At 38.1% G+C, this 26611-nt stretch carries 33 protein-coding genes; 16 read left to right on the top strand and 17 right to left on the bottom strand.

All coding sequences use genetic code 11. The annotated features are described in order from the left end of the window. Nucleotides 1–36: 36 nt before the first annotated feature. The 7 genes from AC1D0Y_RS18975 to mnhG are packed head-to-tail and all read left to right on the top strand — an operon-like array spanning nucleotide 37 to nucleotide 5790. Complete coding sequence (locus AC1D0Y_RS18975) at nucleotides 37–2442, top strand: Na+/H+ antiporter subunit A (protein WP_217599063.1); 2406 nt, start codon at nucleotides 37–39, stop codon at nucleotides 2440–2442. Beyond that, nucleotides 2439–2861, top strand: a complete 423-nt coding sequence (locus tag AC1D0Y_RS18970; RefSeq protein WP_013085301.1) for a Na(+)/H(+) antiporter subunit B — start codon at nucleotides 2439–2441, stop codon at nucleotides 2859–2861. Before AC1D0Y_RS18975 ends, AC1D0Y_RS18970 begins: the two co-directional genes overlap by 4 nt. Continuing rightward, entirely contained in the window at nucleotides 2861–3202 is a 342-nt protein-coding gene (locus tag AC1D0Y_RS18965; RefSeq protein ID WP_013059592.1) for a Na(+)/H(+) antiporter subunit C, read from the top strand. Before AC1D0Y_RS18970 ends, AC1D0Y_RS18965 begins: the two co-directional genes overlap by 1 nt. After that, the gene (locus AC1D0Y_RS18960) at nucleotides 3192–4676 is read left to right on the top strand and encodes a Na+/H+ antiporter subunit D (RefSeq protein ID WP_028409585.1); all 1485 of its coding nucleotides are present in this window, start codon (nucleotides 3192–3194) and stop codon (nucleotides 4674–4676) included. Before AC1D0Y_RS18965 ends, AC1D0Y_RS18960 begins: the two co-directional genes overlap by 11 nt. 6 nt (nucleotides 4677–4682) lie before the next feature. Then, the gene (locus AC1D0Y_RS18955) at nucleotides 4683–5159 is read left to right on the top strand and encodes a Na+/H+ antiporter subunit E (RefSeq protein ID WP_013059594.1); all 477 of its coding nucleotides are present in this window, start codon (nucleotides 4683–4685) and stop codon (nucleotides 5157–5159) included. Continuing rightward, nucleotides 5160–5444: a Na(+)/H(+) antiporter subunit F1 gene (locus AC1D0Y_RS18950; protein WP_013059595.1), complete on the top strand. Its 285-nt coding sequence runs from the start codon at nucleotides 5160–5162 to the stop codon at nucleotides 5442–5444. Beyond that, a complete protein-coding gene (gene mnhG, locus AC1D0Y_RS18945) occupies nucleotides 5428–5790 on the top strand; it encodes a monovalent cation/H(+) antiporter subunit G (RefSeq protein ID WP_013085304.1) in 363 nt (120 codons plus the stop codon). The genes AC1D0Y_RS18950 and mnhG overlap by 17 nt, the downstream gene beginning before the upstream one ends. Nucleotides 5791–5836: 46 nt before the next feature. Here the strand turns inward: mnhG and AC1D0Y_RS18940 are convergent, their stop codons facing one another. Next, on the bottom strand, nucleotides 5837–7000 hold the full coding sequence (locus AC1D0Y_RS18940) for an iron-containing alcohol dehydrogenase (protein WP_013085305.1): 1164 nt from the start codon (nucleotides 6998–7000) through the stop codon (nucleotides 5837–5839). Nucleotides 7001–7220: 220 nt separating this feature from the next. Between AC1D0Y_RS18940 and AC1D0Y_RS18935 the strand changes: the two genes are divergently transcribed. Next, the gene (locus AC1D0Y_RS18935; protein ID WP_013059598.1) at nucleotides 7221–7451 is read left to right on the top strand and encodes a DUF378 domain-containing protein; all 231 of its coding nucleotides are present in this window, start codon (nucleotides 7221–7223) and stop codon (nucleotides 7449–7451) included. A gap of 34 nt (nucleotides 7452–7485) precedes the next feature. Here the strand turns inward: AC1D0Y_RS18935 and yugI are convergent, their stop codons facing one another. The 3 genes from yugI to AC1D0Y_RS18920 form a co-directional block, all read right to left on the bottom strand. Next, entirely contained in the window at nucleotides 7486–7887 is a 402-nt protein-coding gene (gene yugI / locus AC1D0Y_RS18930; protein ID WP_013059599.1) for a S1 domain-containing post-transcriptional regulator GSP13, read from the bottom strand. A gap of 207 nt (nucleotides 7888–8094) precedes the next feature. Further along, nucleotides 8095–9255 carry an aminotransferase gene (locus AC1D0Y_RS18925; RefSeq protein WP_013059600.1) on the bottom strand — a complete coding sequence of 387 codons (1161 nt, stop codon included), beginning with the start codon at nucleotides 9253–9255 and terminating at the stop codon, nucleotides 8095–8097. Next, nucleotides 9255–9755: an Lrp/AsnC family transcriptional regulator gene (locus AC1D0Y_RS18920; protein WP_013059601.1), complete on the bottom strand. Its 501-nt coding sequence runs from the start codon at nucleotides 9753–9755 to the stop codon at nucleotides 9255–9257. Before AC1D0Y_RS18920 ends, AC1D0Y_RS18925 begins: the two co-directional genes overlap by 1 nt. Nucleotides 9756–9913: 158 nt before the next feature. Between AC1D0Y_RS18920 and AC1D0Y_RS18915 the strand changes: the two genes are divergently transcribed. Further along, a complete protein-coding gene (locus AC1D0Y_RS18915; protein WP_013059602.1) occupies nucleotides 9914–10762 on the top strand; it encodes an alpha/beta fold hydrolase in 849 nt (282 codons plus the stop codon). A 168-nt stretch (nucleotides 10763–10930) separates the two neighbouring features. Next, entirely contained in the window at nucleotides 10931–12103 is a 1173-nt protein-coding gene (locus tag AC1D0Y_RS18910) for a MalY/PatB family protein (protein ID WP_028409586.1), read from the top strand. Between the two features lie 35 nt (nucleotides 12104–12138). On the opposite strand, the gene AC1D0Y_RS18905 is transcribed toward AC1D0Y_RS18910, so the two are convergent. Together AC1D0Y_RS18905 and AC1D0Y_RS18900 are read right to left on the bottom strand one after the other, a co-directional pair. After that, on the bottom strand, nucleotides 12139–12663 hold the full coding sequence (locus AC1D0Y_RS18905; protein WP_336091310.1) for a superoxide dismutase family protein: 525 nt from the start codon (nucleotides 12661–12663) through the stop codon (nucleotides 12139–12141). 103 nt (nucleotides 12664–12766) lie between these two features. Then, a complete protein-coding gene (locus tag AC1D0Y_RS18900) occupies nucleotides 12767–12964 on the bottom strand; it encodes a hypothetical protein (protein ID WP_028412613.1) in 198 nt (65 codons plus the stop codon). An 85-nt stretch (nucleotides 12965–13049) separates the two neighbouring features. Here AC1D0Y_RS18900 and kapB point away from each other — a divergent pair, with 85 nt between their 5' ends. Further along, on the top strand, nucleotides 13050–13430 hold the full coding sequence (kapB, locus tag AC1D0Y_RS18895; RefSeq protein ID WP_013059606.1) for a kinase-associated lipoprotein KapB: 381 nt from the start codon (nucleotides 13050–13052) through the stop codon (nucleotides 13428–13430). A 36-nt stretch (nucleotides 13431–13466) separates the two neighbouring features. Here kapB and kapD read toward each other — a convergent pair whose 3' ends face one another. After that, nucleotides 13467–14081 carry a 3'-5' exonuclease KapD gene (gene kapD / locus AC1D0Y_RS18890; protein WP_013059607.1) on the bottom strand — a complete coding sequence of 205 codons (615 nt, stop codon included), beginning with the start codon at nucleotides 14079–14081 and terminating at the stop codon, nucleotides 13467–13469. A gap of 344 nt (nucleotides 14082–14425) precedes the next feature. Then, nucleotides 14426–14809, bottom strand: coding sequence for a hotdog fold thioesterase (locus AC1D0Y_RS18885; RefSeq protein WP_028409588.1), 384 nt, complete (start codon nucleotides 14807–14809; stop codon nucleotides 14426–14428). A 106-nt stretch (nucleotides 14810–14915) separates the two neighbouring features. Here AC1D0Y_RS18885 and AC1D0Y_RS18880 point away from each other — a divergent pair, with 106 nt between their 5' ends. The 3 genes from AC1D0Y_RS18880 (at nucleotide 14916) to AC1D0Y_RS18870 (ending at nucleotide 16305) form a co-directional block, all read left to right on the top strand. Then, entirely contained in the window at nucleotides 14916–15284 is a 369-nt protein-coding gene (locus AC1D0Y_RS18880) for a YuzC family spore coat inner layer protein (RefSeq protein WP_060745804.1), read from the top strand. 176 nt (nucleotides 15285–15460) lie between these two features. After that, on the top strand, nucleotides 15461–15997 hold the full coding sequence (locus tag AC1D0Y_RS18875; RefSeq protein ID WP_028409590.1) for an HD domain-containing protein: 537 nt from the start codon (nucleotides 15461–15463) through the stop codon (nucleotides 15995–15997). Between the two features lie 116 nt (nucleotides 15998–16113). Continuing rightward, nucleotides 16114–16305 carry a hypothetical protein gene (locus AC1D0Y_RS18870; protein ID WP_013059611.1) on the top strand — a complete coding sequence of 64 codons (192 nt, stop codon included), beginning with the start codon at nucleotides 16114–16116 and terminating at the stop codon, nucleotides 16303–16305. A 51-nt stretch (nucleotides 16306–16356) separates the two neighbouring features. Here the strand turns inward: AC1D0Y_RS18870 and AC1D0Y_RS18865 are convergent, their stop codons facing one another. Both AC1D0Y_RS18865 and AC1D0Y_RS18860 read right to left on the bottom strand, forming a co-directional pair. Then, complete coding sequence (locus tag AC1D0Y_RS18865) at nucleotides 16357–17676, bottom strand: Na+/H+ antiporter family protein (protein WP_028409591.1); 1320 nt, start codon at nucleotides 17674–17676, stop codon at nucleotides 16357–16359. A gap of 266 nt (nucleotides 17677–17942) precedes the next feature. Then, on the bottom strand, nucleotides 17943–19436 hold the full coding sequence (locus AC1D0Y_RS18860) for a leucyl aminopeptidase (protein ID WP_477707847.1): 1494 nt from the start codon (nucleotides 19434–19436) through the stop codon (nucleotides 17943–17945). A 244-nt stretch (nucleotides 19437–19680) separates the two neighbouring features. Between AC1D0Y_RS18860 and AC1D0Y_RS18855 the strand changes: the two genes are divergently transcribed. Beyond that, entirely contained in the window at nucleotides 19681–20157 is a 477-nt protein-coding gene (locus tag AC1D0Y_RS18855) for a divergent PAP2 family protein (RefSeq protein WP_013085319.1), read from the top strand. Between the two features lie 42 nt (nucleotides 20158–20199). Here the strand turns inward: AC1D0Y_RS18855 and AC1D0Y_RS18850 are convergent, their stop codons facing one another. From AC1D0Y_RS18850 to AC1D0Y_RS18840, 3 genes are all read right to left on the bottom strand, one after another. After that, entirely contained in the window at nucleotides 20200–20847 is a 648-nt protein-coding gene (locus tag AC1D0Y_RS18850) for a 3D domain-containing protein (protein ID WP_028409593.1), read from the bottom strand. A gap of 81 nt (nucleotides 20848–20928) precedes the next feature. Then, complete coding sequence (locus AC1D0Y_RS18845) at nucleotides 20929–21252, bottom strand: YuiB family protein (RefSeq protein ID WP_217599062.1); 324 nt, start codon at nucleotides 21250–21252, stop codon at nucleotides 20929–20931. Between the two features lie 123 nt (nucleotides 21253–21375). After that, nucleotides 21376–22590, bottom strand: a complete 1215-nt coding sequence (locus AC1D0Y_RS18840; RefSeq protein WP_477707846.1) for an NAD(P)/FAD-dependent oxidoreductase — start codon at nucleotides 22588–22590, stop codon at nucleotides 21376–21378. Between the two features lie 492 nt (nucleotides 22591–23082). Here AC1D0Y_RS18840 and AC1D0Y_RS18835 point away from each other — a divergent pair, with 492 nt between their 5' ends. Then, nucleotides 23083–24075: an NAD(P)/FAD-dependent oxidoreductase gene (locus AC1D0Y_RS18835; protein WP_477707845.1), complete on the top strand. Its 993-nt coding sequence runs from the start codon at nucleotides 23083–23085 to the stop codon at nucleotides 24073–24075. Between the two features lie 28 nt (nucleotides 24076–24103). Here AC1D0Y_RS18835 and AC1D0Y_RS18830 read toward each other — a convergent pair whose 3' ends face one another. The 4 genes from AC1D0Y_RS18830 to AC1D0Y_RS18815 all read right to left on the bottom strand — a co-directional run bounded on the left by AC1D0Y_RS18830 (nucleotide 24104) and on the right by AC1D0Y_RS18815 (nucleotide 26609). Then, nucleotides 24104–24622 carry a hypothetical protein gene (locus AC1D0Y_RS18830; RefSeq protein ID WP_028412618.1) on the bottom strand — a complete coding sequence of 173 codons (519 nt, stop codon included), beginning with the start codon at nucleotides 24620–24622 and terminating at the stop codon, nucleotides 24104–24106. A gap of 150 nt (nucleotides 24623–24772) precedes the next feature. Further along, complete coding sequence (locus tag AC1D0Y_RS18825) at nucleotides 24773–25138, bottom strand: HesB/IscA family protein (protein WP_025752687.1); 366 nt, start codon at nucleotides 25136–25138, stop codon at nucleotides 24773–24775. A gap of 75 nt (nucleotides 25139–25213) precedes the next feature. Continuing rightward, nucleotides 25214–26068 (bottom strand): diaminopimelate epimerase, encoded by an 855-nt coding sequence (dapF, locus tag AC1D0Y_RS18820; RefSeq protein ID WP_028409596.1) that lies wholly within the window; start codon nucleotides 26066–26068, stop codon nucleotides 25214–25216. Nucleotides 26069–26369: 301 nt separating this feature from the next. Further along, on the bottom strand, nucleotides 26370–26609 hold the full coding sequence (locus tag AC1D0Y_RS18815; protein WP_013059622.1) for a YuzB family protein: 240 nt from the start codon (nucleotides 26607–26609) through the stop codon (nucleotides 26370–26372). Nucleotides 26610–26611 lie beyond the last annotated feature (2 nt).

The raw sequence follows: 26611 nt of genomic DNA, 5'->3' as shown, positions 1-26611 counted from the left end.
GGTTACAGAATTGAATATCGCAAGGAGGTTTGTCTTTTGTCGTGGTTGCACTTGGTGATTTTATCGCCTTTTTTATTAGCCTTTTTTGTTCCCCTTCTGTATAGGAAATTCCAGCGTATTCATACAGGATGGTTTGTTTTACCTCTTCCACTTGTGTTGTTCATTTATTTCACACAATATATCAGTGGTGTTTCTAAGGGGGAAACATATCTACATTCAATGAAATGGATACCTAGTCTGGGCATTAACTTTGATGCCTATGTGGATGGACTTGGTCTTCTGTTTTCTCTATTAATCACCGGAATTGGGACACTTGTTATTCTTTACTCCATTTATTATCTTTCTAAGACAAAAGAAGCACTGCATTCGTTTTATGTCTATTTGCTTCTTTTTATGGGGTCGATGCTAGGAGTTGTATTATCAGACAACCTAATGAGCCTTTACAGCTTTTGGGAATTAACAAGCCTTTCATCTTTTTTATTGATTGGTTATTGGTATAAACGAGAGAAATCTCAATACGGAGCCTTAAAATCTATGCTCATTACCGTATTCGGAGGACTTTCCCTATTAGCAGGAATTGTGCTTTTATACGTCATGACAGGTACTTTCAGCATACGCGAAATTATCTCAAACGTAGATGTAGTCACATCAAGTCATCTATTCATTCCAGCTCTAGTCCTCATTTTATTAGGGGCCTTTACAAAATCTGCTCAGTTTCCTTTTCATATTTGGCTGCCAGATGCAATGGAAGCTCCAACCCCAGTGAGTGCATACCTTCATTCAGCCACAATGGTAAAAGCGGGCATTTATCTTTTAGCAAGACTTAGCCCTGTTTTTGCTATAAGCGCCACTTGGTTTTTTGCTATTTCAATTATAGGACTAATTACACTGTTTTGGGGCTCATTTTCAGCAGTAAAGCAACAAGACCTGAAAGGGATTTTAGCTTTTTCAACCATTAGTCAGCTCGGGATGATTATGTCACTTATAGGAGTAGGTAGCGCAGCTATTCACTATGATTTTTTAGACGATAATATCTACTTAGTAGCTCTTACTGCGGCGGTCTTCCATTTGATTAACCACGCTACCTTCAAAGGCAGCTTGTTTATGGTAGTAGGGATTGTCGATCATGAAACAGGCACGCGTGACATTAGAAAGTTAGGCGGGTTAATGAGCTTCATGCCTGTGACATTTACCATTGCTATCATCGGGGGATTTTCAATGGCGGGTCTTCCTCCCTTTAATGGATTCTTAAGTAAAGAGATGTTTTTTACAGGCATGGTAAACGTGACAAAAATGGATATGTATAGCATGCAGACGTGGGGAATTTTGTTGCCTATCATCGCTTGGTTAGGAAGCATTTTCACTTTCGTCTATAGTATGATTCTTGTCTTTAAAACCTTTACAGGCAAATACCAGCCCGAAAAACTAGAGAAGAAGCCGCATGAAGCACCAGTAGGTATGCTTATTTCACCTGTTATTTTAGCATCACTGGTTGTTATTTTCGGCTTTGCTCCTAATTTATTAGAATCAACCCTTATTGAGCCAACAATGGCCTCTATCGCACCTAGCCTGCTAGCTGAAGGTAAAGAATATCAAGTGCATATTAAATTTTGGCATGGCTTTACGCCAGAATTATTTATGACGCTAGGGGTCATCATATTTGGTATTTTGTTATTTATGACGATTCAAAAGTGGTCAAAAATTTATACACGATTCCCTTCTTCTTTAACGCTTAATAACGGCTATAATTATGGAATTAAAGGGATGGAAAAAGGGTCAACACGTATCATGAAAACATTAATGACAGGATTTATTAGAGACTATCTTTTAATCATTTTTACTTTCATAGGCATTTTACTTCTCGTGACGCTCTTTTCTCAGAATGCCTTTGCAATTGATTTAAAAGATACTGCTTCTATAGGCGTTTATGAAGCCATATTAGCAGTCGTAATGGTTGCGGCTACTATTACAACTTTATTGGCAAAATCACGCCTCACAGCTATTATTTCGCTCGGAGTTGTCGGGTATACGCTCTCTTTATTTTTCGTACTATTCCAAGCTCCTGACTTAGCTTTGACTCAATTAGTTATTGAAACTGTATCGGTATCCCTGTTTTTACTATGTTTCTACTACTTGCCCGAGTTTCGGAAGCGAAAAGTAAGGGTGAAGTTTCAGCTGCCAAACTTACTGGTTGCCCTTCTTGTAGGAACGACGGTTACACTGCTTGGCATATCAGCAAACAGTACGAAACTATTTGAATCAATTTCACATTACTTTATTGAAAACAGCTATGAAAAAGCAGGCGGCGAAAACATGGTGAACGTAATCCTTGTGGACTTCCGCGGATTTGATACACTATTTGAAATTACCGTACTTTGTATAGCAGCTCTTGCTATCTATGGCATGATTCGTCTTCGGTTAACAAAGGAGGAAGAAGAGTGAAAAAAAATGATTTGATACTACAAACCACAACGAAAGTAGTCACGTTTATTATTATCATTTTTGCCATTCATCTTTTCTTTGCAGGTCATTATACACCGGGGGGAGGGTTTGTTGGGGGACTTACTACCTCAGCAGCCCTTGTATTACTACTGCTGGCTTTCGATATAAAAACCGTATCGAAAGTCATCCCTTTTGATTATAAGAAGGTCGCGGCTTCCGGACTGCTGCTAGCTATTTTAACTGGGCTTGGGTCATTTATTTTCAAAGTCCCATTTCTAACTCACACATATAGCTACTTTAACCTTCCCCTTCTCGGGAAAACATCTTTAGCTACCGTTGTACTATTTGATTTAGGTGTATATCTAGTAGTTGTTGGTGTGACGATGACCATTATTCAAACGATTGGAGAGAGTGAATAGTGGAAATATTAATGTCCATAGTGGCAGGGATTCTATTCACTGCCGCTGTATATCTCATGTTATCGCGCAGTTTACTGCGAATTATTATTGGAACAGGCTTATTAAGCCACGGTGTTCACCTGTTAATTTTAACGATGGGCGGATTAAAAGGGGGGAGTGTTCCCCTTCTGGGAGAAAAGGCTTCTTCTTATACAGATCCTTTACCTCAAGCCCTAATTTTAACTGCCATTGTCATAAGCTTTGGCGTCACTTCTTTTTTCCTTGTACTAGCGTACAGGGCTTATCAAGAACTCGGAACAGACGATATGGACAAGTTAAGGGGAAATGAACATGACGAGTAATTTTGTAATCATCCCACTGCTTATCCCGTTTGTTGTAGGTGTTGTGCTCATTTTTTTCAAAGACAATATTAAACTTCAAAGGATAATCAGTGTTTTATCATTAATCACCACCACTGCTTTTGCTGCCTATTTAGTACAACTGGTTCAGTCAAAAGGTATTTTAACTCACGAGCTTGGGAACTGGAAGCCTCCTTTTGGAATTATTCTAGTAGCGGACATGTTCGCGTCCCTTCTCGTACTTACTGCTAGTGTGGTAACACTATGCTGCGTTCTTTTTGCCTTTCAAACGATTGGGGAAAAGCGTGAACGCTTTTACTTTTATTCATTTGTACAATTTTTATTAGTAGGCGTATTCGGTGCCTTTTTAACAGGTGATATCTTTAACTTATTTGTCTTTTTTGAAGTCATGCTTATGTCTTCGTACGCTCTTATTGTAATTGGCGGTACAAAAGCACAGCTTCGAGAGTCACTTAAGTATATTTTAGTCAATGTCATTTCATCCGCTTTGTTTGTCATTGCCGTTGCTTATTTATATGCCGTAACAGGAACTCTCAACATGGCTGACCTTTCACAGCGAATTGCTGAGGCGAACCAGCCGGGAATTTTAACAACGATTGGCATGCTTTTATTTATCGTCTTTGCCTTAAAAGCAGCTTTATTTCCAATGTATTTCTGGCTTCCAGGTTCATATAGTGCGCCTCCGCCGGTTATTATCGGGTTGTTTGGTGCTTTGCTCACAAAAGTAGGCGTTTATTCGATTTTCAGGACTTTCACTTTACTGTTTTACCACCATCCTGAATTTACTCATCAAATTATCGGCTACGTTGCGCTTTTGACTATCGTTGTTGGTGCAGTAGGCGCCATTGCTTATTCGGATGTAAATAAAATCTTAATTTATAACATTATTATTGCTGTCGGAGTCATTGTCTACGGGGTGACCTTGACAACAAACGCAGGTTTTGAAGGAGCTATTTATTATTTAATTCACGACATGATTATTAAAGCAGCTCTATTCCTTCTTGCTGGAAGCATCATTCGAATAACTGGAACAACAAAATTAAAGAAAATGGGTGGGTTAATTAAAGACTATCCGCTGCTTGGCTGGATGTTTTTTATCGCTACTATTTCGTTGGCAGGAATTCCTCCCCTAAGCGGCTTTATTGGAAAATTCCTTTTAGTTCAGGGCGGCTTAGAATCAGAGAGCTACACGTTTGTAGGAGTTTTACTGGTTTCAAGCCTGCTTGTTTTATATTCTGCCATTAAGATTTTCATGAGCTGCTTCTGGGGTGAACCTAAGCTTTCTTCTGAGCATGAAAAAGTATCCCTTAGAGGCATTCTATACCCATCTGCTATCTTACTTGCTGTTTCTGTCTTTTTGGGACTAGGTGCAGAAGCTGTTATTCCTTATGTGTCAACAGCCGCTCAAACGCTTATGGATCCTTCAATTTATATCCAATCGGTGTTAAAGGAGTAGATCTGCATGTCATTTCAACTATTATTAAACGTAATCATTGCATTCACATGGATGTTTTTGAGGGGGATTTGGACACTCCCTTCCTTTATTATAGGTTTTTTCTGGGGAGCAGTACTGCTGTTTGTTTTCCGCCGTTTTTTTCACAGACGTTTTTACTTGCATAAAGTGTATGCGATCATTAAACTGCTGTTTATTTTCATACGAGAATTATTCAAAGCCAATATTGCAGTGACTAAGGACGTATTGCGCCCTAAATTAAATATTCAGCCAGCCATCTTTGCAATGCCAACCCGTCTGGAGAGTGAATGGGAAATTACCATTCTTTCTCTTTTAATTACGCTAACGCCAGGCACACTGGTGATGGATGTGTCCGATGATAATTCTACTATCTATATTCATGCAATCAATACAGACGATATTGATGACATTATTACAGATATTCAGCAAACATTCGAAAAAGCTATTATGGAGGTGAGTCGTTAAATGCTCGATATTTTTTTAAACGTTTCGCTCATTCTCATTTCTGCTTCAACTATTGGGTTTGTTTATCGAGTGGTAAAAGGTCCGTCCACTGCTGATCGAGCAATGGCCCTTGATGCTATTGGAATTAACATCATTGCCATCACGGCCATCATCTCGATTATTTTTCGAACTCAGGCTTTTTTCGAAGTCATTTTACTGCTAGGCATCATAGCCTTTGTAGGTACCGTTGCTTTTTCTAAGTTTTTAGAGAAAGGAGAAGTGATTGAATATGAACGTGATCAGTGAAATCATTGTAGGAGCTTTGGTACTAATAGGGTCTCTTCTGACAGTTGTGACCATGATTGGGCTCATTCGCTTGCCTGATACGTACACAAGAAGTCACGCTGCCTCAAAAAGTGCTACCTTGGGCGTTCTGTTTATATTAGTGGGCTGCTTACTCTACTTTTGGATCGACACCGGCCATATTAGTGCACGATTAATTTTAGCGATTGTCTTTGTGTTTATCACCTCTCCTATTGCTGGGCATTTACTAGGGAGAGCGGCTTATTACAGCGGAGTTCCTCTTTCTGATAAAACCGTTCGGGATGATTTGAAAACCAAACAGCAGAAAAAGCTTACTCATCATGAATAGAAAAAAAAACGCCGTGCGGTTTGCACGGCGTTTTTTATCGAGAATCTTATAAAGAAGCGCGTAGGATTGCTAGTACATCTTCTTTGTTTAATTTTTTAAATTTACCAAATTCACCTTTAGCCATTGCACGATCAGCCATAAGATCTAATTTGTCTTCACCAATATCATAATCAGCTAAGCGAGTTGGTGCACCTAGGCTTGACCAGAATTCACGAAGCTTATCAACACCTTCAAGTGCTACTTCTTTATCCGTCTTGCCTTCTGTATCTACGTTAAATACGCGTACAGCTACTTGCTTGAAGCGATCTACGTTCTCATCCATTACGTGTTTCATCCAGTTCGGGAATAAAATTGCCAATCCACCTGCATGTGGAATGTCATATACAGCTGAGACCGCATGCTCAATATTGTGAGTAGCCCAATCGCCTTGGTGTCCCATTTGTAACATACCGTTTAATGCGATTGTCCCATTGTATAAAATCGTTTCACGTAACTCGTAGTTCTCTAAGTCGTTTAATAATTTTGGTCCCGTTTCAATAACCGTTTGCAGTACTCCTTCACACATGCGATCTTGAAGCGGAGTATTTGTTGCAGCATGGAAATATTGTTCAAATACGTGGCTCATCATGTCAACCATGCCATAAACTGTTTGATTTTTTGGTACAGTAAATGTATTAACGGGATCTAAAATAGAAAATTGAGGGAATGTTGCCGGACTGCCCCAGCCGTATTTTTCTTGTGTTTCCCAATTTGTAATAACAGAACCAGCATTCATTTCTGAACCTGTTGCTGCTAATGTTAGCACTGTTCCAAATGGAAGAGCTTCAGCTGCGAATACATCGCGGTTAATGATGTCCCATACGTCTCCATCATATTTTGCGCCTGCTGCGATTGCTTTTGTACAATCGATTACGCTTCCTCCACCAACTGCAAGTAAAAATTCAATACCGTTTTCTTTACAAATATCGATTCCTTTGCGAACAGTTGTCAGACGAGGATTCGGTTCTACTCCCGCTAACTCATGTACTTCTGCATTCATGTCATTCAGTACATCCATTACTTGATCATATAAACCGCTGCGTTTTACGCTTCCTCCGCCGTATACTAATAATATCTTTTTACCAAAGCGACTTGCTTCTGTTTTTAATTGCTCTAATTGACCTTTACCAAAAATTAATTTTGTAGGGTTATAAAATGTAAAATTGTTCACTATAAACTCCTCCTTACGAGCTTGATTACATGCATCATTATGAAGAACAACTTTTTGATTGTAAAGAAAATTGACTTCCTAAAGATTATTCCCTGTTGGCTAGATGCTCACCCCATCCAAATGAACGTTTATTTGTCTGTATCTTCCAAAAGCAAATATGCATATTTCCCTCTAAAAAAAGCAGGCTAATAAGTGAACTACAAAACAAGGAGGGTTCATCATGAGTGGTATTCAACGTATTGCGCTCGTATTAACGATTATTGGAGCAATTAACTGGGGACTTATTGGCTTTTTTCAATTTGATTTAGTAGCAGCAATCTTCGGCGGTCAAACATCTGCTTTCTCCCGCATTATCTATGGATTGGTTGGAATCGCAGGACTGATTAACCTAGGTCTATTATTTAAACCTTCTGCTGAAGTAGAGCGTACAGAACCTAGAACGGAACATTAAAAAAGAAGGATAGCTAAGCTATCCTTCTTTTTTCTTATTTCTTAATTAGATCTTCGCGGTTTGATTGCTCAATCCACTCTTCTAATTTTTCTTTTAATGTGTTGAATCCTTGAGTAGATTCAGTATGAACTGTTGCTTGACCTTGACGCTTTTTAGCAGGTTTTTTAGGTGCAGAAGCTTCAGTTTTTTCTGGAGCTGGCTCAGTTGCACGAATAGATAAACCAATTTTACCAGTTGACTCATCAACAGATAAAACTTTAACGTTTACTTCGTCTCCTACTGATAAATGTTCGTTAATATCTTTAACGAAGCCATGTTTTACTTCTGAGATATGAACTAATCCTTGAGTTTCTTCATTTAATGCAACGAATGCACCGTATGGTTGAATTCCTGTTACTTTACCTTTTGTAACAGTACCGATTTCAAATTTTGACATATAAACACTCCTAGATACCTTATTATTTTCACCATTATAGCCAATTTAAAATTATAGCACAGTTCATAGATTGAATCAAAAAGTAGTTATACTATATTTATTATTTACCAATTTCGTCACAAATATAAACTAACACTACATTTCATCATAGCAAAAAAGATATTATATCAAACCGTCTATAGGATATGACATAATATCTTATTTTTATTATAACTTATTTTCAACAAAACGGCTAATCCGTTTTATGGATTCTTCTAATGATTCCATTGAAGAGGCGTATGAACAGCGAATATGTCCCTCTCCGCCTTTTCCAAATACATTGCCTGGCACCACGGCTACTCGCTCTTCAAGCAAAAGCTGCTCAGCGAATTCTTCCGATGACAATCCAGTTTTTTTGATAGACGGGAACACATAAAACGCTCCTCCGGGAGAATGGCATTCCAGACCAATTTGATTTAATGACTTCACCATATAGTTCCGTCTTCTGCGATAGCTTTTTCTCATCTCTTCTACGTCATGCTGCCCATTTTGTAGCGCTTCAATTGCTCCATATTGTGCCATGGTAGGCGCACACATCATTGTATACTGATGAATTTTCAGCATTGCTTTAGCAATCTCAGTTGGTGCACATATGTATCCAAGACGCCATCCAGTCATGGCAAACCCTTTAGAAAAGCCAGAAATAATAATAGTTCGTTCTTTCATCCCTTCTAAAGAAGCAATAGATGTAAATTCTTCATCATATGTTAATTCTGCATAGATTTCATCCGTGATAACAAGCAAGTCATGCTTTATGACAATATCCGCAATAGCCTGCAGCTCTTCTTTAGATAGTGAGCTTCCTGTTGGATTATTAGGAGAACATAAAAGAAGGGCTTTCGTGTTGCTTGTAATGACTTCTTCAATCTGTCTAGGCTGCAGTTTAAACTCTGTTTCTGCCGTTGTTTCAATTGCCACAGGAACTCCTCCTGCTAGCGAAATTAACGGGCTGTAAGACACAAAATTTGGCTCCACGACAATAATTTCATCTTCAGGGTTAATCAAAGCTCGCATTGTAATATCTAGAGCCTGACTTCCTCCAACGGTCACAATAATATCATCTTTATAATCATACGAGACGTTAAAATTTCTTTTCATATACTTCATAATTTCAAAGCGGAGCTCTAAAAGTCCCGCATTTGCTGTATAAGAGGTATATCCTCTTTCCAACGATAAAATACTCGCTTCTCGAACAGCCCAAGATGTGACAAAATCAGGTTCACCTACTCCAAGAGAGATGACGTTATCCATACTTGCTGCTAAATCAAAAAAGCGGCGAATACCTGAAGGTTTCAGCTGTTGTACAGTTGTTGACAAGCGCTCTTTCATTACGGAGACACCACGATTCTGCGATCTTCATCGCCTTGGTCATAGATGGTACCATCGTGCTTATATTTTTTCATGATAAAGTGAGTCGTTGTAGATAAAACAGAGTCTAGCGTAGAAAGCTTTTCAGAAACAAAAAACGCTACTTCAGACATTGATTTTTCTTCAATAATAACAGACAAATCATATGCTCCTGACATTAGGTACACGGATTTCACTTCTTGAAAACGATAGATGCGCTCCGCAATCTCGTCAAAGCCTACTCCTCGCTTTGGTGCAACTTTTACATCTATCATAGCCGTGACGCCCTCATGTCCATCTACTCGTCTCCAGTTAATATCAGCTGAATATTGCACAATTACTTTTTCTCTCTCTAGCTTTTTAACAATATTAGAGGTTTCTTCAAACGTTAAATCCACCATTTTTGAAATACTATCTATCGAAATACGGCTATTTTTTTCTAGAATTTCTAAAATTTCTAACTCTTTTTCTTCTAAGAACACCGCGTTCCCCTCCTACAACGATTAAATTTTTTCACTTTTTCCATTATATCAAATTTAAACACATCTTTAATGTGAAATCTATACCGGTAAGTGAGTTTCATTTTATAGATTGCTGGAAATTAGGACAGACTAGAAAGAAAAAGATGGAGTGAAACAAATTGACTGAATCTAAAATTACTTGCCACCAGCGTACTTTTAATGGAGTCAATGTTTACTACGAATGCCATAACTATCACCCTGATAAACCAGCCATTGTATTTATTCACGGCTTTTTATCATCGAGTTTTAGCTTTCGACGTTTAATTCCTTTATTTGAAGATACGTTTTCTATCATTACGCTGGACCTTCCGCCATTTGGGCGAAGTGAAAAATCGTTAACCTTTCAATACTCGTATAAAAATTTAGCCAGAATTGTCATCGAGTTGATTGAATATTTAAAGTTGAAAGATGTTGTACTATCGGGACACTCAATGGGAGGACAAGTTTGTTTAAACGTAGCAAAGTTAAAGCCTTCTTGCGTATCGAAACTAGTTCTTCTTTGCAGCTCAGCTTATTTAGGCCCCTCACATTATGGATTGGTCATGTCTTCTTATGTTCCCTTCTTTTATCTGTGGGTAAAAACGTGGCTGTCTCGCAAAGGTGTATTAGGCAACTTGCAAAATGTCGTATTTGACCATAAGTTAATCGACGAAGAAATGATTGATGGCTATACTGAACCATTTTTGGATGACCGTACGTTTATGGCTTTAACGAGAATGATTCGCGATCGAGAAGGAGACCTATCCTCAAAGGATTTGCAGCACATAAAAAAACCAAGTTTACTCATTTGGGGAGAAGAAGACCGGGTTGTTCCTTTGCATCTCGGACGTAAGTTAAAAGATGATTTAACAGACTCTACCTTTATCTCTTTAAAGGAAATTGGACACCTTTTACCAGAAGAGTGTCCCGACATTGTGCAATCTCATATGGTCGATTTCTTGTACGGTGAAAAAGCCCTGTCTCAATAATGACGGGGCGGGTTCGTATATTTCACACGAGGCGATAACTTTAATAAAAATTTATTAGTCGTGCTTCAGCAATTTTTTCACTTTCTTTATTGACTTCACAAGTTAACTTCGTTGACAAACGTATTAAAAATAAGCAAACTATTATATTAAAAAAGGGGGGTACTTTTATTGTCTACTTATTCTTTTGATCAATTAATTAACCGTACAGGTACGCAGTCCGTAAAGTGGGACAAAACGGATCTTGTTTTTGGAGCAAAAGATGTTCTGCCTTTTTGGGTAGCTGATATGGATTTCCAAGCGCCTCCTAATGTTCTTCAAACCATTAATGAGCGTGTCAAACATGGTATTTTCGGCTACACTTCCCCTACTGAATCTACGGCGAATGCTTTATCATCCTGGATAGAAAAAAAGCATCAGTGGACCATTGATCATGAATGGATTACATACAGTCCAGGAGTTGTGTTTGCCCTGAGTATGGCTATTCAAGCATTTACGGAACCTGGAGATTCAATTTTAATTCAGCCTCCAGTCTATACTCCATTTTTTAACATGATAAAGGTAAATGATCGAGAAGTTGTTGAAAATCCGTTAAAACTTGCAGGCGATAAATACGAAATTGATTTTTCAGATTTAGAGAAAAAATTTGCAGAAGGCGTAAAATTAATGATTCTTTGCAGCCCTCATAATCCAGTAGGACGCGTGTGGACAAAAGAAGAACTGAAGAAGCTTGCCGACCTTTGTGAAAAATACAATGTATTAATTGTTTCAGATGAAATCCATTCTGATCTAGTTTACCAGCCTTATAAACACATTCCCATCAGCATGGTGAGTGAAGATGCAGCCAATCGAACCATTACGTGTATGGCCCCTAGCAAAACATTTAATATACCGGGACTTCAGGCTTCAGCTGTTATTATTCCAAATGAGAAACTGCGCACACAGTATGTTCAGCAGCAGCAAAAACAAGGGTTTTCTAATTTAAACACATTCGGAATAATTGGATTAGAGGCGGCTTACAGTGAAGGTGAAGAGTGGCTAGAAGCACTGCTTGTGTATCTGAAGAAAAATGTAGATCTCGTGACGCGTTTTATAAGTGAGAACTTGCCTGAACTGCGAGTGGTTCAGCCAGAAGGAACTTATTTACTATGGATTGACTGCAACAAGCTGCATTTATCAGAAGAAGAATTACATGAACGCTTATTAAAAAAAGGTAAAATCGCCGTAGAAAAAGGCGAAAAATACAGCTCCACATATGGAAAAGGTTTTATCCGCTTGAACATTGGCTGTTCACATGAACAGCTTCAAGAAGGATTAAATCGCTTAAAAGTAGCTTTAACGTAAAAAACAGCGTTCTTTCTCACGAAAGAACGCTGTTTTTAATGTTTTTTTGAAATAACCCCGCAGGCGATTCGCTTTCCAGAATTACCTGATGGCTCTGTCATTCCGTCATCCCCTTGTTCGGTAATAACAAGGGACGAACCATCCATACGCTTAACAAGAGATGTCTTTCCTTCTTTTAACGTGACTTGAGGAACCATATCTGTTCCTGTATACGTCTGATCGTCTTCTACCACAATATTTTTCATATCGCCTAAATGCGGTCCTTTTGGATTTAACAGTCCGTGTTTCTTTTTATCAGGATCAAGGTGATTGCCCGCACTTTTAAAGTCAGGAGCTCTGCAAATCCCCATTTCATGAATATGTACGCCGTGTTCCCCAGGTGGAAGTCCGCTTAAGTTGTACGTAAACTCAATTCCATCGGCCTGCTCTTTCAACTTGACTGTACCGATGCTATCTCCATCTGCGTTGTAGACTTTAACTTCTTTATTGGATATTTCTTTTTCCATACACCCCGTTAACAAGAAAAAAGGCACGGTTCCAATGAGTAGTAGTTTTTTCATGTTGCCCTCCAATCGCGTATGCACTAGCGAAAGTTTTAGATGTCTTTCCATAGATTGTCCAGCAACATATTATTTTAAACGCTTACATTTTATTTGCATTTCATTACAGTGATTTCTTATTTTCCTGTTCTTTCAGCTTTGCTTCTAATTCCTTGGTTTTTTCTTCTTCTTTTTTCGAAATCTTAATGATTAAACGCCATACTGCAACTGCTGCTAGTACAAAAAGCGCCATAGTAGCAAAAGCAGGAATATATTCTCTTTTATCTTCCGGAAAATAAAGCAAAAACATTAAATACATCATGTACAACATCCTTTCGTAGAAACGGTAGGGGGTTTTGATTTATACTGGTGATAACAAACACTTTACTTAAAGGAGATCTGGCAATATGACATTTACAATTGGTCAAACAGTTACGGCACTTTATAAAACTGGGAAATATATCGGTGAAATTACACAAGTTCGAGATCTGCATTATGTTGTGCGGATTCAAGCTGTGTTAAAGCATCCAGAACAAGGTGACTTACATAATCCTGGGCAAGTGGACGTACCATTTTTTCACGAGCGAAAAGCACTTGCATTTCGAGAGCAGGCCAATATTCCTCAAAAAATGGTTCATCTCTATGAAGACAGCGTTCCCGATTATAAAAATTCACTAAAAAAAGCACTTGAATTAAAGATAGCTGAGCAACAAGCCAAAGACAGCCCTTTTGCTCAAGCAAGTATTGCCTGTTTAGAAGAGTTAAAAAAAGAGTACGGTATTCATTAAGTAAAAAGCCAAATTCACGTAGAAGTGATTTGGCTTTTATAATGCAAATTTATTTAATACTTTTGAAAAATCGATTCGATCTCCTATGGTCGTTGGCTCTGGTTTTTGAAGATACCGCTTATCTTTTTCTACAAGCTTAAAGATGTTGAGTGTCGTCATCGCATCATCAAGCGCACAGTGGTGCTTTCCAGTTCCTTCTTTACCATACTCCTGCACAGCTTTCCAAAGGCCAGTTTGATTTTGATCTCCAAAAAAGCGCTTATACTCCATTGAAAGATCAATTTCTTTACCTGCAAAAGGAAATGGCACCTTATTTTTTTGACAGCACTGCCTTAATACTTTCATATCCATGTTCCCCCATGTAATGATCGTGCTGTGTTTATACATGCCCAGTCGCTGTACAAGCTGCTCTAGCGTAATGCCTTCATTTACTTGATTTTGTTCGATATGGAGAAATGATTTACAGCGCTCAGTTAATTTTGTAAAGTGTGTAGGCTGTACGTAAGAGGAGAAACGATCAATGATTTCTTGATTTTTAACAAACACCAAACCAACTTCAATGATTTCCGGAAAAAAGCCTTTTGGAAAACCCTTATACTCTGGCATTGTAAATTCAAAATCAATGAATAAATACTGAGAGTTCTTATCCAATATTATCACCCCTTTGTAAAATAAACCGCCCTACTATATTAATGCTATTATAGCACGATTGAACAATCGGAAGGTCTATTTTCTGTTCTTATTTTTAATATTATGAATATTCTAGTTGCTGAATAAAAAGAATACTTTACTACTACTATATTCTAGAGCATGTCTCTATGCGCAGGGTAACTGTCACGAATAGACATAATTTCGCTTATTTTTTTACCTATTTTTTCACTTTTTTATGTATTCGCTCTTCCACATTCTCTTTAAACTCTAATACGAGTGTGTGAGGTGGCTCCTTCTGACTCCAAAAGCATACCTCACACCTTCTAGACTAAGCATTCTTATGTTTAGGCTTTAGGCAGAATAGCAAGGGTACATCTGGATATACAGATTAAATTCTCTTTTTCATCTTGAATTTTCACTTCCCAAACCGCTGTTTTTTTTCCTTTATGTAAAGGAACGCCTATAGCTGTAACGATTCCATCTTTTTTCCCTTTGATATGATTGGCATTAATTTCTAAACCTACGCAAATTTCTTTTTCGAGATCGACACTTTTAATGGCACCTAGACTAGCCACAGTTTCAGCTAACGCCACCGATGCTCCTCCGTGTAAAAGCCCGAATGGCTGACGCGTTCGCTCATCAACAGGCATCGTCGCTTCCACTCTTTCTTCACTCGCACTAATAATCTCAATTCCTAATGCTTCTAACAGCGTATCTTTTGTTTTCATATCCATACCTCCCTTTGCATCTAGTATACAATAACGGTTTTGCTACAACATATACGAACCCTCTACATATACATAATAAAAATCCGTTTTCTAGGAGGATTCTTATATGAAATCATTTGCTCCCTTGTCTTACTATTGGCCATCGTACTACATGCCTCACCCTTATACATACAGGGTACCTAACTTACCTGAGGCGAACATCGCGACATTTCAGCAATCTCTTAAAGTTATTCCCTCTACCATGCAAAGCGCTACTATCTTTATTCAAAGAGCTAATACTTCGCCAAATTTAATAAAGAAAATAAAAGCTGCTGCTCAAGAATCCAAAATGAGTGAAGTAAAAAGACTCATTCTTTCCACTGGTGTTAAAACAAAAATCGATGTTTTTTATACTCCAGACTATATTAAAATTACGTTTATTCATCCCGATACCCAATTTGACTGCTGTCACGTATCGTTAAATATTAGATGGTAAAATACAAGGAAAAAAGTCTTATTTTCTTCAAAAAAAGATGTACATGTTGTTTCGTTACGAATATTATAATATATGCCATTTTTGTATGTAAAAACAAATTACACGATAATTGTATTTAGGATACAAATATGATATTGTATTTGGAAATATATTTTTTCTTTAGGAGGGATGACATGATGAGACATGTTACGCTAGTAGAAATTTTCACGCATCCTATCGCTCAAAAATATTTAACTCGATCTGGCGTTGCGCATGCTGTATCCGTCGCCTATCATGCGTTTCGTCTATCCGTACAGCATAATGTAAACCCGGATTTAGCTACAAAAGCAGCGCTGCTTCATGATATTGGCCACTACGAATGGTACACAAATGGTCAGTGGGATTATGAGAAGTATCGTCAAAATGATATTCACGCTATTAAAGGGGCTGAACGTGCACATAAATTACTCATTCGTTTAGGTGAGGAACCTCAGGCGGCAAAAGAAATTGCTTTAGCTATTTTACTACACACAGACTCATATTTGCCTGAAGGAACAATTCAACAACGCCCTCTTCAAAAAGTAGTCAAACTAGCTGATGAAGCTGATGAAGAGCCAGGCGGCAAACACCATTACCGTGAATTGGAATATAATCTGGCTGTAAAGAAAATTAAGGAGCTTGATAAGAAAGTGCTTGAACTTCTACATTCCAACCAATTTAAACAGTTAGGCTGACAGGATTAACTCCTTTCATAAGAGTTAATCCTTTTTATTATTTCTCCTCATAATTCCCTGCAAATTACTCATACTACTTATTGATTCTCATTTTTGGTTAGTTAGGAGGAAGAAGAATGTCTAAAAACGCTAGAGGTTACGTGCAAGATTCTTGCACATCATTAAATCAGGCAAAAGCAAGCCTTGAACAAGCTCTTCAAACGGTAGAGAAAGATTCAAATCGTGAACGTATTGAACAATCTCTTCAGGCTGTAGAGCAAGCATTAGGAGCTTGTGACAGCACTGCTTCTACTCTTTCTCAAGCATGAAAAAAGCAGCCGGTTTTGATCGGCTGCTTTTTGTCATTATAGGGCCTCTATTTACAGGATAACTGAGGCTATCCACCCAAAAATAATAAGTGGAATGTTATAGTGAAGAAAAGTTGGTACACACGTATCCCAAATATGATCATGCTGACGATCGACTGCTAATCCAGATGTGGGTCCAAGCGTACTGTCTGAAGCTGGTGAACCAGCGTCTCCAAGCGCTCCCGCTGTACCAACAATACAAATCGTTGCCATTGGACTCATACCAAGTTCTAAGCAAAGAGGAACAAAAATCGTCGCGATAATTGGAATGGTAGAGAAAGAAGAACCAATGCCCATTGTCACTAAAAGCCCGATGACAAGCATAAGAAATGCACCTAGCATTTGGTTGCCGCCAATAAGAGCAACAGAGCCTTTTACAAGCGCTTCTACATCTCCAGTTTCTTGAAGAACTTTTGCAAAACCAGAGGCAGACAGCATAACAAATCCGATGAAAGCCATCATTCTCATTCCGTTCGTTAATACTGGATCTGCTTCATTCCACTTCAAAGCCCCGCTGAAGTAAACGACAACAATCCCTGCAAGCGCTCCGAAAATCATAGAATCTACTAAGAGCTGCACAGTTAAAGCCGCTACAATCGCAAGTAGAGCTACTATAATTCCTCTTGTTGTGTAACCTGTACGCTCCTCTGTGCCTTGATCGATGTCAATGTCTTCATAACTGCGCGGCTTGCGGTACGAAATAAACACAGCAAACAATAAGCCCGCTACCATTCCTAAAGCTGGAAGAGCCATCGCCGTAGTAATATCTCCTTTATCAATTGTTAATCCACTTTCTTTGATGTTAGTAAATAAAATGTCGTGATAAATCTTACCGAATCCTGCTGGCAAATACATATAAGGTGTAACCAATCCAAATGTAATCACTGTTGCGACTAATCGGCGATCGATTTTCAACTGATTAAATACTTTTAATAGAGGTGGAATTAAAAGCGGAATAAATGCAATGTGAACCGGAATAACGTTTTGAGAAAAACATGAAATAATAAGGATGATCAATAAAATCAGTACTTTTGACAGTGACTTCTTTTTCGTTTCTCCTTCTTTCCCTACTATTTTTAATGCTAGCTGAACAACGGCATCAGGCAGCCCTGTCCGCGAAACAGCCATCGCAAATCCTCCAAGCAAAGCATAGCTTAATGCAACAGAAGCACTGTTTCCAAGACCATCTGTGTATATACTTACTGTATCTGTTAGGCTGATACCGCCAACAAGTCCTCCAATTAACGCTCCGACTGCTAAAGAAAAGACAACGTTGATACGCAATAAGCTCAAAATCAGCATCACGAGCACAGCTATTAATACTGCATTCATTTTGAAACCTCCATTTTTCTTTTTACTTTATCTCATTAAAACATTAGAGAGATAAACAACATGTTCATTATATTAGGTATAGAAAAAAAGTCAATCATCTTATTAAATAAACGTTTGTTTAACTTCTCTACACCCTTAACAATATAAGGATTTTTCTAAATAATCTTTTCTTACTAAAAAGAAAAAACATTATGTAAACATATTAAAAAAAGAAGCATCATCGATGCTCCTTTTTACTTTTTTTCTATAAATGCTATATTTTTTCATTAATTGACTTCAAATGAACAAACCATTGCAACTAGTGTTCGCACCATCACGCCTGTTGCACCTGAAGGTCCTAACTCATGAGAAGCAGCGGATGTTGCAGTTCCAGCAATATCCAAGTGAACCCATGGTGTTTGCTCTGCAAACTCACCAATAAAGGTTCCTGCCATAATTGCGTGCCCCTCCCGTCCAGGAGAGTTATTTAAATCTGCTACCTTACTTCCCCGAACACGCTTTTTGTCTCGTTCTGTAATAGGCAGTTCCCAAATCGGTTCGCCTGTCTCAATGCTCGCTTTCGCTATTTGCTGCAACAAAGCGGAATCATTCGTCATTGCCCCAGTTGTATGTGTACCAAGAGCTACAATTACACCACCCGTTAATGTCGCCACGTCTACTAAATAATTTGCTCCGTGGTGTTTGGCATAGGAGATACCATCAGCTAACGCTAAACGCCCTTCAGCATCTGTATTCAGTACTTCTATTGTCTTTCCATTCATTGCTGTAATTACGTCATCTGGCTTAAAAGCACGCGCGCTAATAACGTTGTCAGTTGATGGAATGACAGCTACTACGTTTTGATGAGGTTTTAATTCTCCAATCGCTTCCATTGCACCAAGAACAGATGCAGCTCCGCCCATATCTGTTTTCATGCCTACAATCCCGTCTTTAGATTTGATAGAGTAACCACCTGTGTCAAAGGTAATTCCTTTTCCTACCAACCCAATAACGTCTTCCCATTTTTCTTTACCTTGATATTTCAGCACAATCATTTTAGGAGGCTCTGCGGAACCTTGATTGACTGCGAGCAACGCGCCCATTCCTAGCGTTTCCATCTCTTCTTTTTCTAAAATTTCATATTCAAAACCATATGTATGTGCCATTTCTACTGCATAATTAGCTAAATCTGTAGCCGTTAGCATATTGCTTGGTAAGTTAACAAGGGTGCGCGCTGAGTTTGTTGCTTTTCCATACGTATATCCAACCAAAGCAGATTGTATAACGTCTTTATAAAAAGAAAGCAGTTCAATTTTCTCAAGCTGTTTGTCAGGTTCGTTTGATTTCTTTTTGTAGTTTTCAAACTCGTACATTGCAAGCTGTTGAGCTTCTCCTAACAAAGCTGCAGTTTCTTGCTCTGACCACGCTCCTGTATCAAATGTAGAAAGGGCGACCGATGCGTTTGAAATCTTCGCTTCTTTTAACTTTTTAAATAACAGCCCAAAGCTCTCTTTGAGCCCATTTTTAGTTAGCGCTTGCTTTCGTCCGAGTCCTACAAAATAAAGACGTTTTGCTCCTAATTTTCCTAGTGTATGAATCGTTGAAATACGTTTTTCTTGTACACGTATATCCCCTTCTTTAATCAAATGAATGAGCTGTCCACCTAAAGCTTCATCAATTTCTTTTAGAAGGCCTTCAAACTGTTGGTTTTGATTAAATAACCCGATTACCAGAGCTTCTGTTTGATGATCAACACCAAATGTTTCTACATGCGAAAACATAAAATTCCTCCTTTTACGTATAGAGATTTTATTTTTATTTATCATCTGCTTTGTTTAATCTATTCAGCAAGTGGAATATATATCATATTCACCACTGTTTTCATCTATATACATATGATAGCAGAAATACAATTTTTAATCACAGTTCAAAACCCTTAGTTTCACACATATACTTTCATCTACCGCTTTTTTCACCATACGGGTTTAGCTTTTCAGACATTTTAAGTTGAGGGAGGACGTCTCAATGGAGTTATTCTCAAATTTTCCACTTTGGAGTTCATTAATCGCTATTTTCTTTGCTCAATTTATTAAGATTCCCCTTTCTTTTGTAGCTACTAAGAAAATAGACGGCAGCTTATTTTTTAGTACGGGAGGCATGCCAAGCTCTCACTCCGCAGCAGTAACTTCCTTAGCAACTGCCATTGGGCTAGCAGAAGGTCTTAAATCTCCTATTTTTGCTCTCTCCGCTATTTTTGCCATTATTGTCATGTTCGATGCTAAAGGGGTAAGAAGACACGCAGGAGAGCAAGCAACGGTTTTAAATCGTTTGGTTGAAGACTTTCAGCGCGCGGTAAAAGAGGCAAAGCTGTGGACGACCAATGAAGAAGACGAAAAACAAGTGAAGCTAAAAGAGCTGCTTGGACATAAGCCTATTGAAGTTTTCTTTGGAGCCTTAACAGGGATAGCAGTTGCTTTTGTAACATATTATGTATGGCCATAAAACATAAGAAAACACATGAAGAGTTCTTCATGTGTTTCTCGTTTATTTTACCTGCTGGCGAAAAACTTGCATCGACTTCTTTTCATTCAGCATTGTTAACTCTTCTTCAGTTAAGCGGCCGTCTCCTGATTTCACTACATAGACGTTTAATTCTTTTTTACCCCATATGTTGTACACATCGGAAACAGTTTCAAAATATAAATCAAGATGATTGCCTTTAATAGCCCCACCTTTATCTGCTACCACTCCATAGCCATAGCCCGGAATAAACAAGATCGTGCCGATTGGGAATATGGTTAAATCAGCAGCGATGGTCGAATACAAGTCACGTTTTACTTTAACGCCCGAATATGTAATACCATACCCTGGATGATTGGGATTTTTCCCAGTTGATTCGTAACCAGCTGTGTAACCCGTAGCTAATACATTCTTAGTTGGATAACGCGACCAATCAAATGCTTCTTCAATCGTCAGACGCTCTTTGTCATTGCTAGCCGCTTCAGCTCTTAGTGGTTTTAGAAGTGATGGCAAGAGCCTTTCATTCATTAGAGGATGCCCTGTACTGTTTATAAAAGGCATATATTTGATGACTGTGGTTATTGGGACGCCAGTAATTGCTTCATATGTTGTAAACAGCGCTCCGACCAGTAGTAGGCACATAATGAATCGCTTTGCTATTTTTCCAATCATTGTGATTTCCACAACTCCTCTCACGAATCTATTTGTTTCCAACATAAAAACAAATTATTCGTTTGCGAGAAGAATTTACATTTAAAACATTTGGTACCCTCTTGTTCGTAAAGATTTAATGGTAATGCCTGAAGCTAGTGCACCTATAAAACCAGCCATTAAAATTGTAATGTCAGCTGTGGCTAAAGATAGCACTTTTGTCCCTAGCTGCTGAAAGGAGTAAGCGGGATGTTGAATGTAATCAACCGCTCTTACATCATCAATAATAAAAATAAAAATCACGGGATAAATAATGGCCATAATCCAAGACATACGAAGCAGCATATTTAATAAGAAACCGATTCCAAAAAACAAAACAAAAAACAACAAGATGGAGATAATTAGTACAGGCAAACTCATTTCCATTGCTTTTCGCCTCCGTTACTCTTTATACTCTCAGTTTACTTAAGAGTAATGAAGGCGTCAATCACAGAAAAGTAAGTTAATACCAAAAAAAGCAAAAGGCTTAAAGACCTTTTGCTTTTTGTTTTAAAAGAAATTAAATTTTCCTTTTTTCAATACAAGACCTGCTCCGCCTTGAAGGAAAAGCGAGCGATTATCAACAACTTTTTTCATAAAAGATGCGCTTGAACCAAATAGTTTTCGACCATATACAACACCAATTGCGTCATCATGCCCTAACGAACATACCGTTCCTTTAATATCTGGTTTAAACTCACTTAATTCTTTTTGCCCTTTCATCAAACGGCTAATATTTTCAGCGCAGGTACCGCCTTGCTGCATAGCGATTTGAGCTGTTGGTGGATAAGGACGTTCTGTTTCAGGGTTAATCATTAGTGAACAATCTCCAATAACAAACACATCTTCGTGCCCTGGTGCCAGCAAGCTATTACTTACTTTTACACGTCCGCGCATGTTCTCAAATCCAGCTTTTTCAATCACATGACTGCCTCGAACACCTGCAGCCCATACAACTGTTGCTGATTTGATTTCTTCTACTTGGTCATCTTTTGATACAATAATTCCTTCTTCTGTACACTCTTTAATCGCTGTTCCGATCTTGAACTCGATTCCTTTTCGTTCTAGTTGTGTTACCGCATATTCTACAAGTTCTGGATCAAAACCTGGCAAAGCCGTAGGCGCTGCTTCTACACAAATAACGCGTACTTTTTCACGCGGAATATCAAACTCTTTGCAAAGCTGAGGGACTCGATTTGCTAATTCTCCCACAAATTCAATCCCGGTAAAGCCAGCACCCCCAACAATAATGGTCAGAAGTTCGTCTCTTTTTTCCACTTCATTGTTGTACGTCGCAAACACATAATCAATGTGCTCACGAATTTGACGTGCTGCATTAATGCTCGTAATGGTAAATGCATGTTCTTTTAAACCTTTAATTCCGAAAGTTTCTGCTTCATACCCTAAAGCAACAACTAAATAATCGTACGTTAGCTCACTGTTTTCAAGAAGAACACGCTTTTCATCTAACTTAATATCTACGACCGTGTCTTTGATAAATGTAACCTTATTTGTGTTAATTAAATTTTTAACAGGAACACGAGAGCGATCTTGATGAATTGTACCTGCTGATACTTCATGAAGCCATGTCGTTTCGTAATGGTAATCGTTTTTATTTACCAAAACAATTTCCACATCACTAGCACCCAGTTTCTTTTGTAAATTAACAATTGTCATAATGCCGCCATATCCGGCACCCAAAATGACGATTTTAGGCTTTTTCATAGGAATGTCATCCACCTTTTTTAGTTATAGTCACAAGTATGTCTTACAAATATAATGATAAGAGCAATTTTATTTGGTTTGCTTTTTTATGTTAGTTTGAGCAAGAACGATCATCGCTATCCATTTATTATTCATATAAGAAAAACAATGTGAATCACTTCACGTTCTTTTTTAAAAAAATACATTTTTTCTTTTCAAAAAAATGTAAGCATAAGTCCTAGCTTGATTTACACAAACATCTTATGCTTTTTTAATCGGTTTTTCAACCCTTCACTTTGTATTTACAAGCTTTTAAATTTTCAATTACTTTCCTGTATACCCAGTTTTATATTTGACCAAAACGTGTGGTTATGTTAATGATTACAAATACTGATTTTTAAGTTGAGAAAGTTTCTCAAACATTCCAGCGTGTTTTAATGATATTTTATAATTTACTATGCTATCATAAAGTAGAATATGCATTGGCACAGAACAATCTAGAGGTGATTATAAATGAAAGAAGATAAACAAGTATATGATATTACCATCATCGGAGGCGGCCCTACAGGCTTATTTACAGCATTTTATGGCGGTATGCTTCAAGCGAGCGTAAAAATTATTGAAAGCTTACCACAGCTTGGTGGACAGCTTTCTGCTTTATATCCTGAAAAATATATTTATGACGTAGCTGGTTTTCCAAAAGTACGCGCTCAAGAATTAGTCAATAATCTAAAAGAGCAAATGGATCAATTTAAACCCGCAGTTGCGCTAGAGCAAGCTGTAGAAAAGGTAGAGAAACAAGCGGACGGTGTATTTCGATTAACTACTAATTCTGAAGTCCACTATTCAAAAACAATTATTATTACGGCTGGAAACGGTGCATTTAAGCCCCGTAAAATCGAGCTAGAAAACGCAGAACAGTTCGAGCAAACGAACCTTCATTATTTTGTGGATGATATGAATAAATTCAAAGGCCGCAAAGTATTAGTATGCGGGGGCGGGGATTCTGCTGTAGACTGGTCTCTTATGTTAGAGCCGATCGCAGAAAAAGTAACGTTAACGCATCGCCGAGACAAGTTCCGCGCTCATGAACATAGCGTAGAAAACTTGCATAATTCATCAGTTGATATTAAAACACCGTATGTACCGGTTGAATTTGTTGGAGATGACCGTATTACACAAGTTGTGTTAGAAAACACAAAAGGTGAAGAAAAGACAGTAGTAGACGTAGATGATGTTATTGTAAACTTTGGATTTGTTTCTTCTCTAGGTCCAATTAAAGAATGGGACTTAGATTTAGAGAAAAATGCAATTGTTGTTAACTCAAAGCAAGAAACAAACATTCCTGGCATCTATGCAGCAGGTGATGTCTGCACATATGATGGAAAAGTAAAACTCATCGTGGCAGGATTTGGCGAAGGTCCGACTGCCGTTAATAACGCTAAGGCATACATTGATCCAAAGGCTCGCTTACAGCCTATGCACAGTACGTCAATGTTCTCATAAAAAAAAGCAGGCTCTCGCCTGCTTTTTTTTATTGCTGGATTGGTGTAACCATTCGATGAATGATTTCACTCATCATTTCCGCATCACTGCTTATTAAACAGATTTCATAAAAGGAATGGTTTCCTTCTTGACTAGTTACGGTCATTCTGTAGGCCTTCAAACCTTCGAGCTTACTTAAATATTTTACTACCTCTGATTGACCGGCAATACGTTCAATCAGCAGAATATGCTCTCCTTCAACTGCTCCGTAGCTTTCAGCCAGAGAGGCAGTAGCATTTTCATAATAGCGAATGTAAGGTTCAGAATGGTTAAGAGGCGCAGAGGACGAGTTTTGATGACAGGCTTCACCTGAGGAAAAAGGCAAATGCTGAACGAATAAATGCGATTCACTGAAGTGAATACTTTTTGCATTCTTAGACTCCATTTTGCTACTTTCAAGTTTTAACCAGTTTATAAACCCCTTCCATAGAATAGGCAGGGTGTTTTTTTTGCGAAAACTTCCGTAACCTCCTACTTGTTCCGCGTCGTAACGAGTCGCATCTATCAAATCCGTTCATCTCCTCTTTTTTATTGAGTATAAAAAAAGACTGATTATTCAGTCAACAGTTTTGACAGATGATGTAACATACAAAAATCCCTCACTAAAAAAGCTTTCTTCACCGGATGAGGTGAAGAAAGCTTCTTGATAAAAATATATTTAGCACTCTTCAGGAGCACCTGCGTTGCTTGCTGTACGGAAAGAAGAGCCGCAGCCGCATGCTGCAATGGCGTTTGGGTTATCAATTGTAAACCCTCCGCCTAGCATAGATTGCTTGTAATCAATTTTTACATCTTTTAAAATTGGAGCACTTTCGCTATCTACAAGAATTTTAATGCCATGTTGTTCAAACAGCGTATCGTTTTCATTTACTTCGTGAGCAAAACCCATGCCGTATGAAAGACCTGAACAGCCTCCTCCATTTACAGTAACACGTAAATAGGCATTTTCTTCTTCATGTTCTTTCATCATATCTTTTATTTGAAAGCTTGCAGCTTCTGTAATTGTTAGGATATCTTGACTCATTTTTAAACAGACCTCCTTTTTTGTTTAGTATACGACGAAATGGCTGTGACGACAAATCGTCTGCTTCTTCATTTTTTAATAATAATACGTGCCGTCACAAATCACATTGGCTGGACCTGTCATTAATACATTGCCTTTATTTTGCCAAACAATCGTTAAATCTCCTCCAGCGAGGTGTACGACGGTAGGGACATCTTTTTTCGTCTTCTCATTTAACACAGATGAAACAACGGCAGCGCATGCTCCTGTTCCACATGCTTGAGTGATACCCGAGCCTCTTTCCCACACACGAAAATTCAGCTCTCTTTCGTTCACTACCTCGACAAATTCAACGTTCACTCCTTCTGGAAAACGCGAATCTTTTTCAACCACGGGCCCTAATGTAGTAAGTGGCGCTTGTTCAATATCATTTACGTAAAAGACAACGTGAGGATTTCCCATTGATACAGCCGTCCCTTTTAACCGTTCTTTTCCAAATTCCATCTCTTCATTAACGACCTGGTCTTGGCTTGCTCCCGTCATTGGAATTTGTTCTCTAGCTAAAATAGGCGCTCCCATATCGATTGTCACTTCTGGAACTTCATTTCCCTGCGGATGCACCGTTGCTTCTACAACTCCAGAAAGCGTTTCGATAAAAAATCTTTCGCTTGTTACTAAATTATGTTCATATGCATATTTAGCTACACATCTTAAACCGTTTCCGCAGTTTTTTGCTTCCGAGCCGTCATTATTAAATACGCGCATTTTCACATCTGCACGTTCAGATGGACAAATAAGAATCATTCCATCCGATCCAATTCCCGTATAAACATTTGAGACTTTTACAGCAAGCGGTGCTAACTCTTGCTCTTCTATATGTTCTTCAAACATATTTACGTAGATATAGTTGTTGCCAAGTGCATGCATTTTTGTAAACTGAAATTTTTTCATATTATCACCCATTATTTTTTTATGTAGCTCTAGTATAAAGTGATTCTCTTTTGTACACAATAATATCATCCCCCGTTTTTTTAGCTCCTTAATCATAAAGATTAAGGGGTTTTTTATTTTGTCCTCCTTTGGAGTATTAAAAAACAAAAGAAGCATTATGATTGCAAAGAGAATGGTTGAAGCACAGATATTTGCGCAAAACGCATAAAAAAGCACGGCAAGACTAGCCGTGCTTACATCATCTATTCTATTAGCCTCATGTCCCTCTCCTGATAAAAAGAGATACGACAGCGGGGATAGTTTAAAACATTGGATTTTCTTCTAAATGAATGTAAATATTATCTACTAACTGTTCAGGTGTTTCCGCTGTAACAATCTCTCCGTTTACCAAGGCAAATAAAGATTGTGAACATTTCCCGCAATAACCTAAACATCCGTATTCAATAATATCTAGATTTGGATCTTTTTCAAGCTTTTCTAAAGCTGTTTGAGAACCACTGGCTAAATTGCTAACGCAAAATTCAATAATTGGCTGTATCACGT

This window comes from Priestia sp. P1_B12_1 (assembly GCF_056406695.1).
This window is presented reverse-complemented; position numbering and strand designations above follow the sequence as displayed.

Excerpts from the sequence above, each read along its gene's own strand:
- AC1D0Y_RS18850 (WP_028409593.1), bottom strand. The coding sequence starts at position 20,847 with ATGATTGGAAAAATAGCAAAGCGATTCATTATGTGCCTACTACTGGTC.
- AC1D0Y_RS18845 (WP_217599062.1), bottom strand. The coding sequence starts at position 21,252 with ATGGAAATGAGTTTGCCTGTACTAATTATCTCCATCTTGTTGTTTTTT.
- AC1D0Y_RS18875 (WP_028409590.1), top strand. The coding sequence starts at position 15,461 with ATGAGACATGTTACGCTAGTAGAAATTTTCACGCATCCTATCGCTCAA.
- kapB (WP_013059606.1), top strand. The coding sequence starts at position 13,050 with ATGACATTTACAATTGGTCAAACAGTTACGGCACTTTATAAAACTGGG.
- AC1D0Y_RS18900 (WP_028412613.1), bottom strand. The coding sequence starts at position 12,964 with ATGATGTATTTAATGTTTTTGCTTTATTTTCCGGAAGATAAAAGAGAA.
- AC1D0Y_RS18855 (WP_013085319.1), top strand. The coding sequence starts at position 19,681 with ATGGAGTTATTCTCAAATTTTCCACTTTGGAGTTCATTAATCGCTATT.
- AC1D0Y_RS18860 (WP_477707847.1), bottom strand. The coding sequence starts at position 19,436 with ATGTTTTCGCATGTAGAAACATTTGGTGTTGATCATCAAACAGAAGCT.
- AC1D0Y_RS18950 (WP_013059595.1), top strand. The coding sequence starts at position 5,160 with ATGCTCGATATTTTTTTAAACGTTTCGCTCATTCTCATTTCTGCTTCA.
- AC1D0Y_RS18885 (WP_028409588.1), bottom strand. The coding sequence starts at position 14,809 with ATGAAAACAAAAGATACGCTGTTAGAAGCATTAGGAATTGAGATTATT.
- AC1D0Y_RS18835 (WP_477707845.1), top strand. The coding sequence starts at position 23,083 with ATGAAAGAAGATAAACAAGTATATGATATTACCATCATCGGAGGCGGC.
- AC1D0Y_RS18880 (WP_060745804.1), top strand. The coding sequence starts at position 14,916 with ATGAAATCATTTGCTCCCTTGTCTTACTATTGGCCATCGTACTACATG.
- AC1D0Y_RS18955 (WP_013059594.1), top strand. The coding sequence starts at position 4,683 with ATGTCATTTCAACTATTATTAAACGTAATCATTGCATTCACATGGATG.
- dapF (WP_028409596.1), bottom strand. The coding sequence starts at position 26,068 with ATGAAAAAATTTCAGTTTACAAAAATGCATGCACTTGGCAACAACTAT.
- mnhG (WP_013085304.1), top strand. The coding sequence starts at position 5,428 with ATGAACGTGATCAGTGAAATCATTGTAGGAGCTTTGGTACTAATAGGG.
- AC1D0Y_RS18840 (WP_477707846.1), bottom strand. The coding sequence starts at position 22,590 with ATGAAAAAGCCTAAAATCGTCATTTTGGGTGCCGGATATGGCGGCATT.
- AC1D0Y_RS18960 (WP_028409585.1), top strand. The coding sequence starts at position 3,192 with ATGACGAGTAATTTTGTAATCATCCCACTGCTTATCCCGTTTGTTGTA.
- AC1D0Y_RS18905 (WP_336091310.1), bottom strand. The coding sequence starts at position 12,663 with ATGAAAAAACTACTACTCATTGGAACCGTGCCTTTTTTCTTGTTAACG.
- yugI (WP_013059599.1), bottom strand. The coding sequence starts at position 7,887 with ATGTCAAAATTTGAAATCGGTACTGTTACAAAAGGTAAAGTAACAGGA.
- AC1D0Y_RS18935 (WP_013059598.1), top strand. The coding sequence starts at position 7,221 with ATGAGTGGTATTCAACGTATTGCGCTCGTATTAACGATTATTGGAGCA.
- AC1D0Y_RS18870 (WP_013059611.1), top strand. The coding sequence starts at position 16,114 with ATGTCTAAAAACGCTAGAGGTTACGTGCAAGATTCTTGCACATCATTA.
- AC1D0Y_RS18865 (WP_028409591.1), bottom strand. The coding sequence starts at position 17,676 with ATGAATGCAGTATTAATAGCTGTGCTCGTGATGCTGATTTTGAGCTTA.
- AC1D0Y_RS18925 (WP_013059600.1), bottom strand. The coding sequence starts at position 9,255 with ATGAAAGAGCGCTTGTCAACAACTGTACAACAGCTGAAACCTTCAGGT.
- AC1D0Y_RS18825 (WP_025752687.1), bottom strand. The coding sequence starts at position 25,138 with ATGAGTCAAGATATCCTAACAATTACAGAAGCTGCAAGCTTTCAAATA.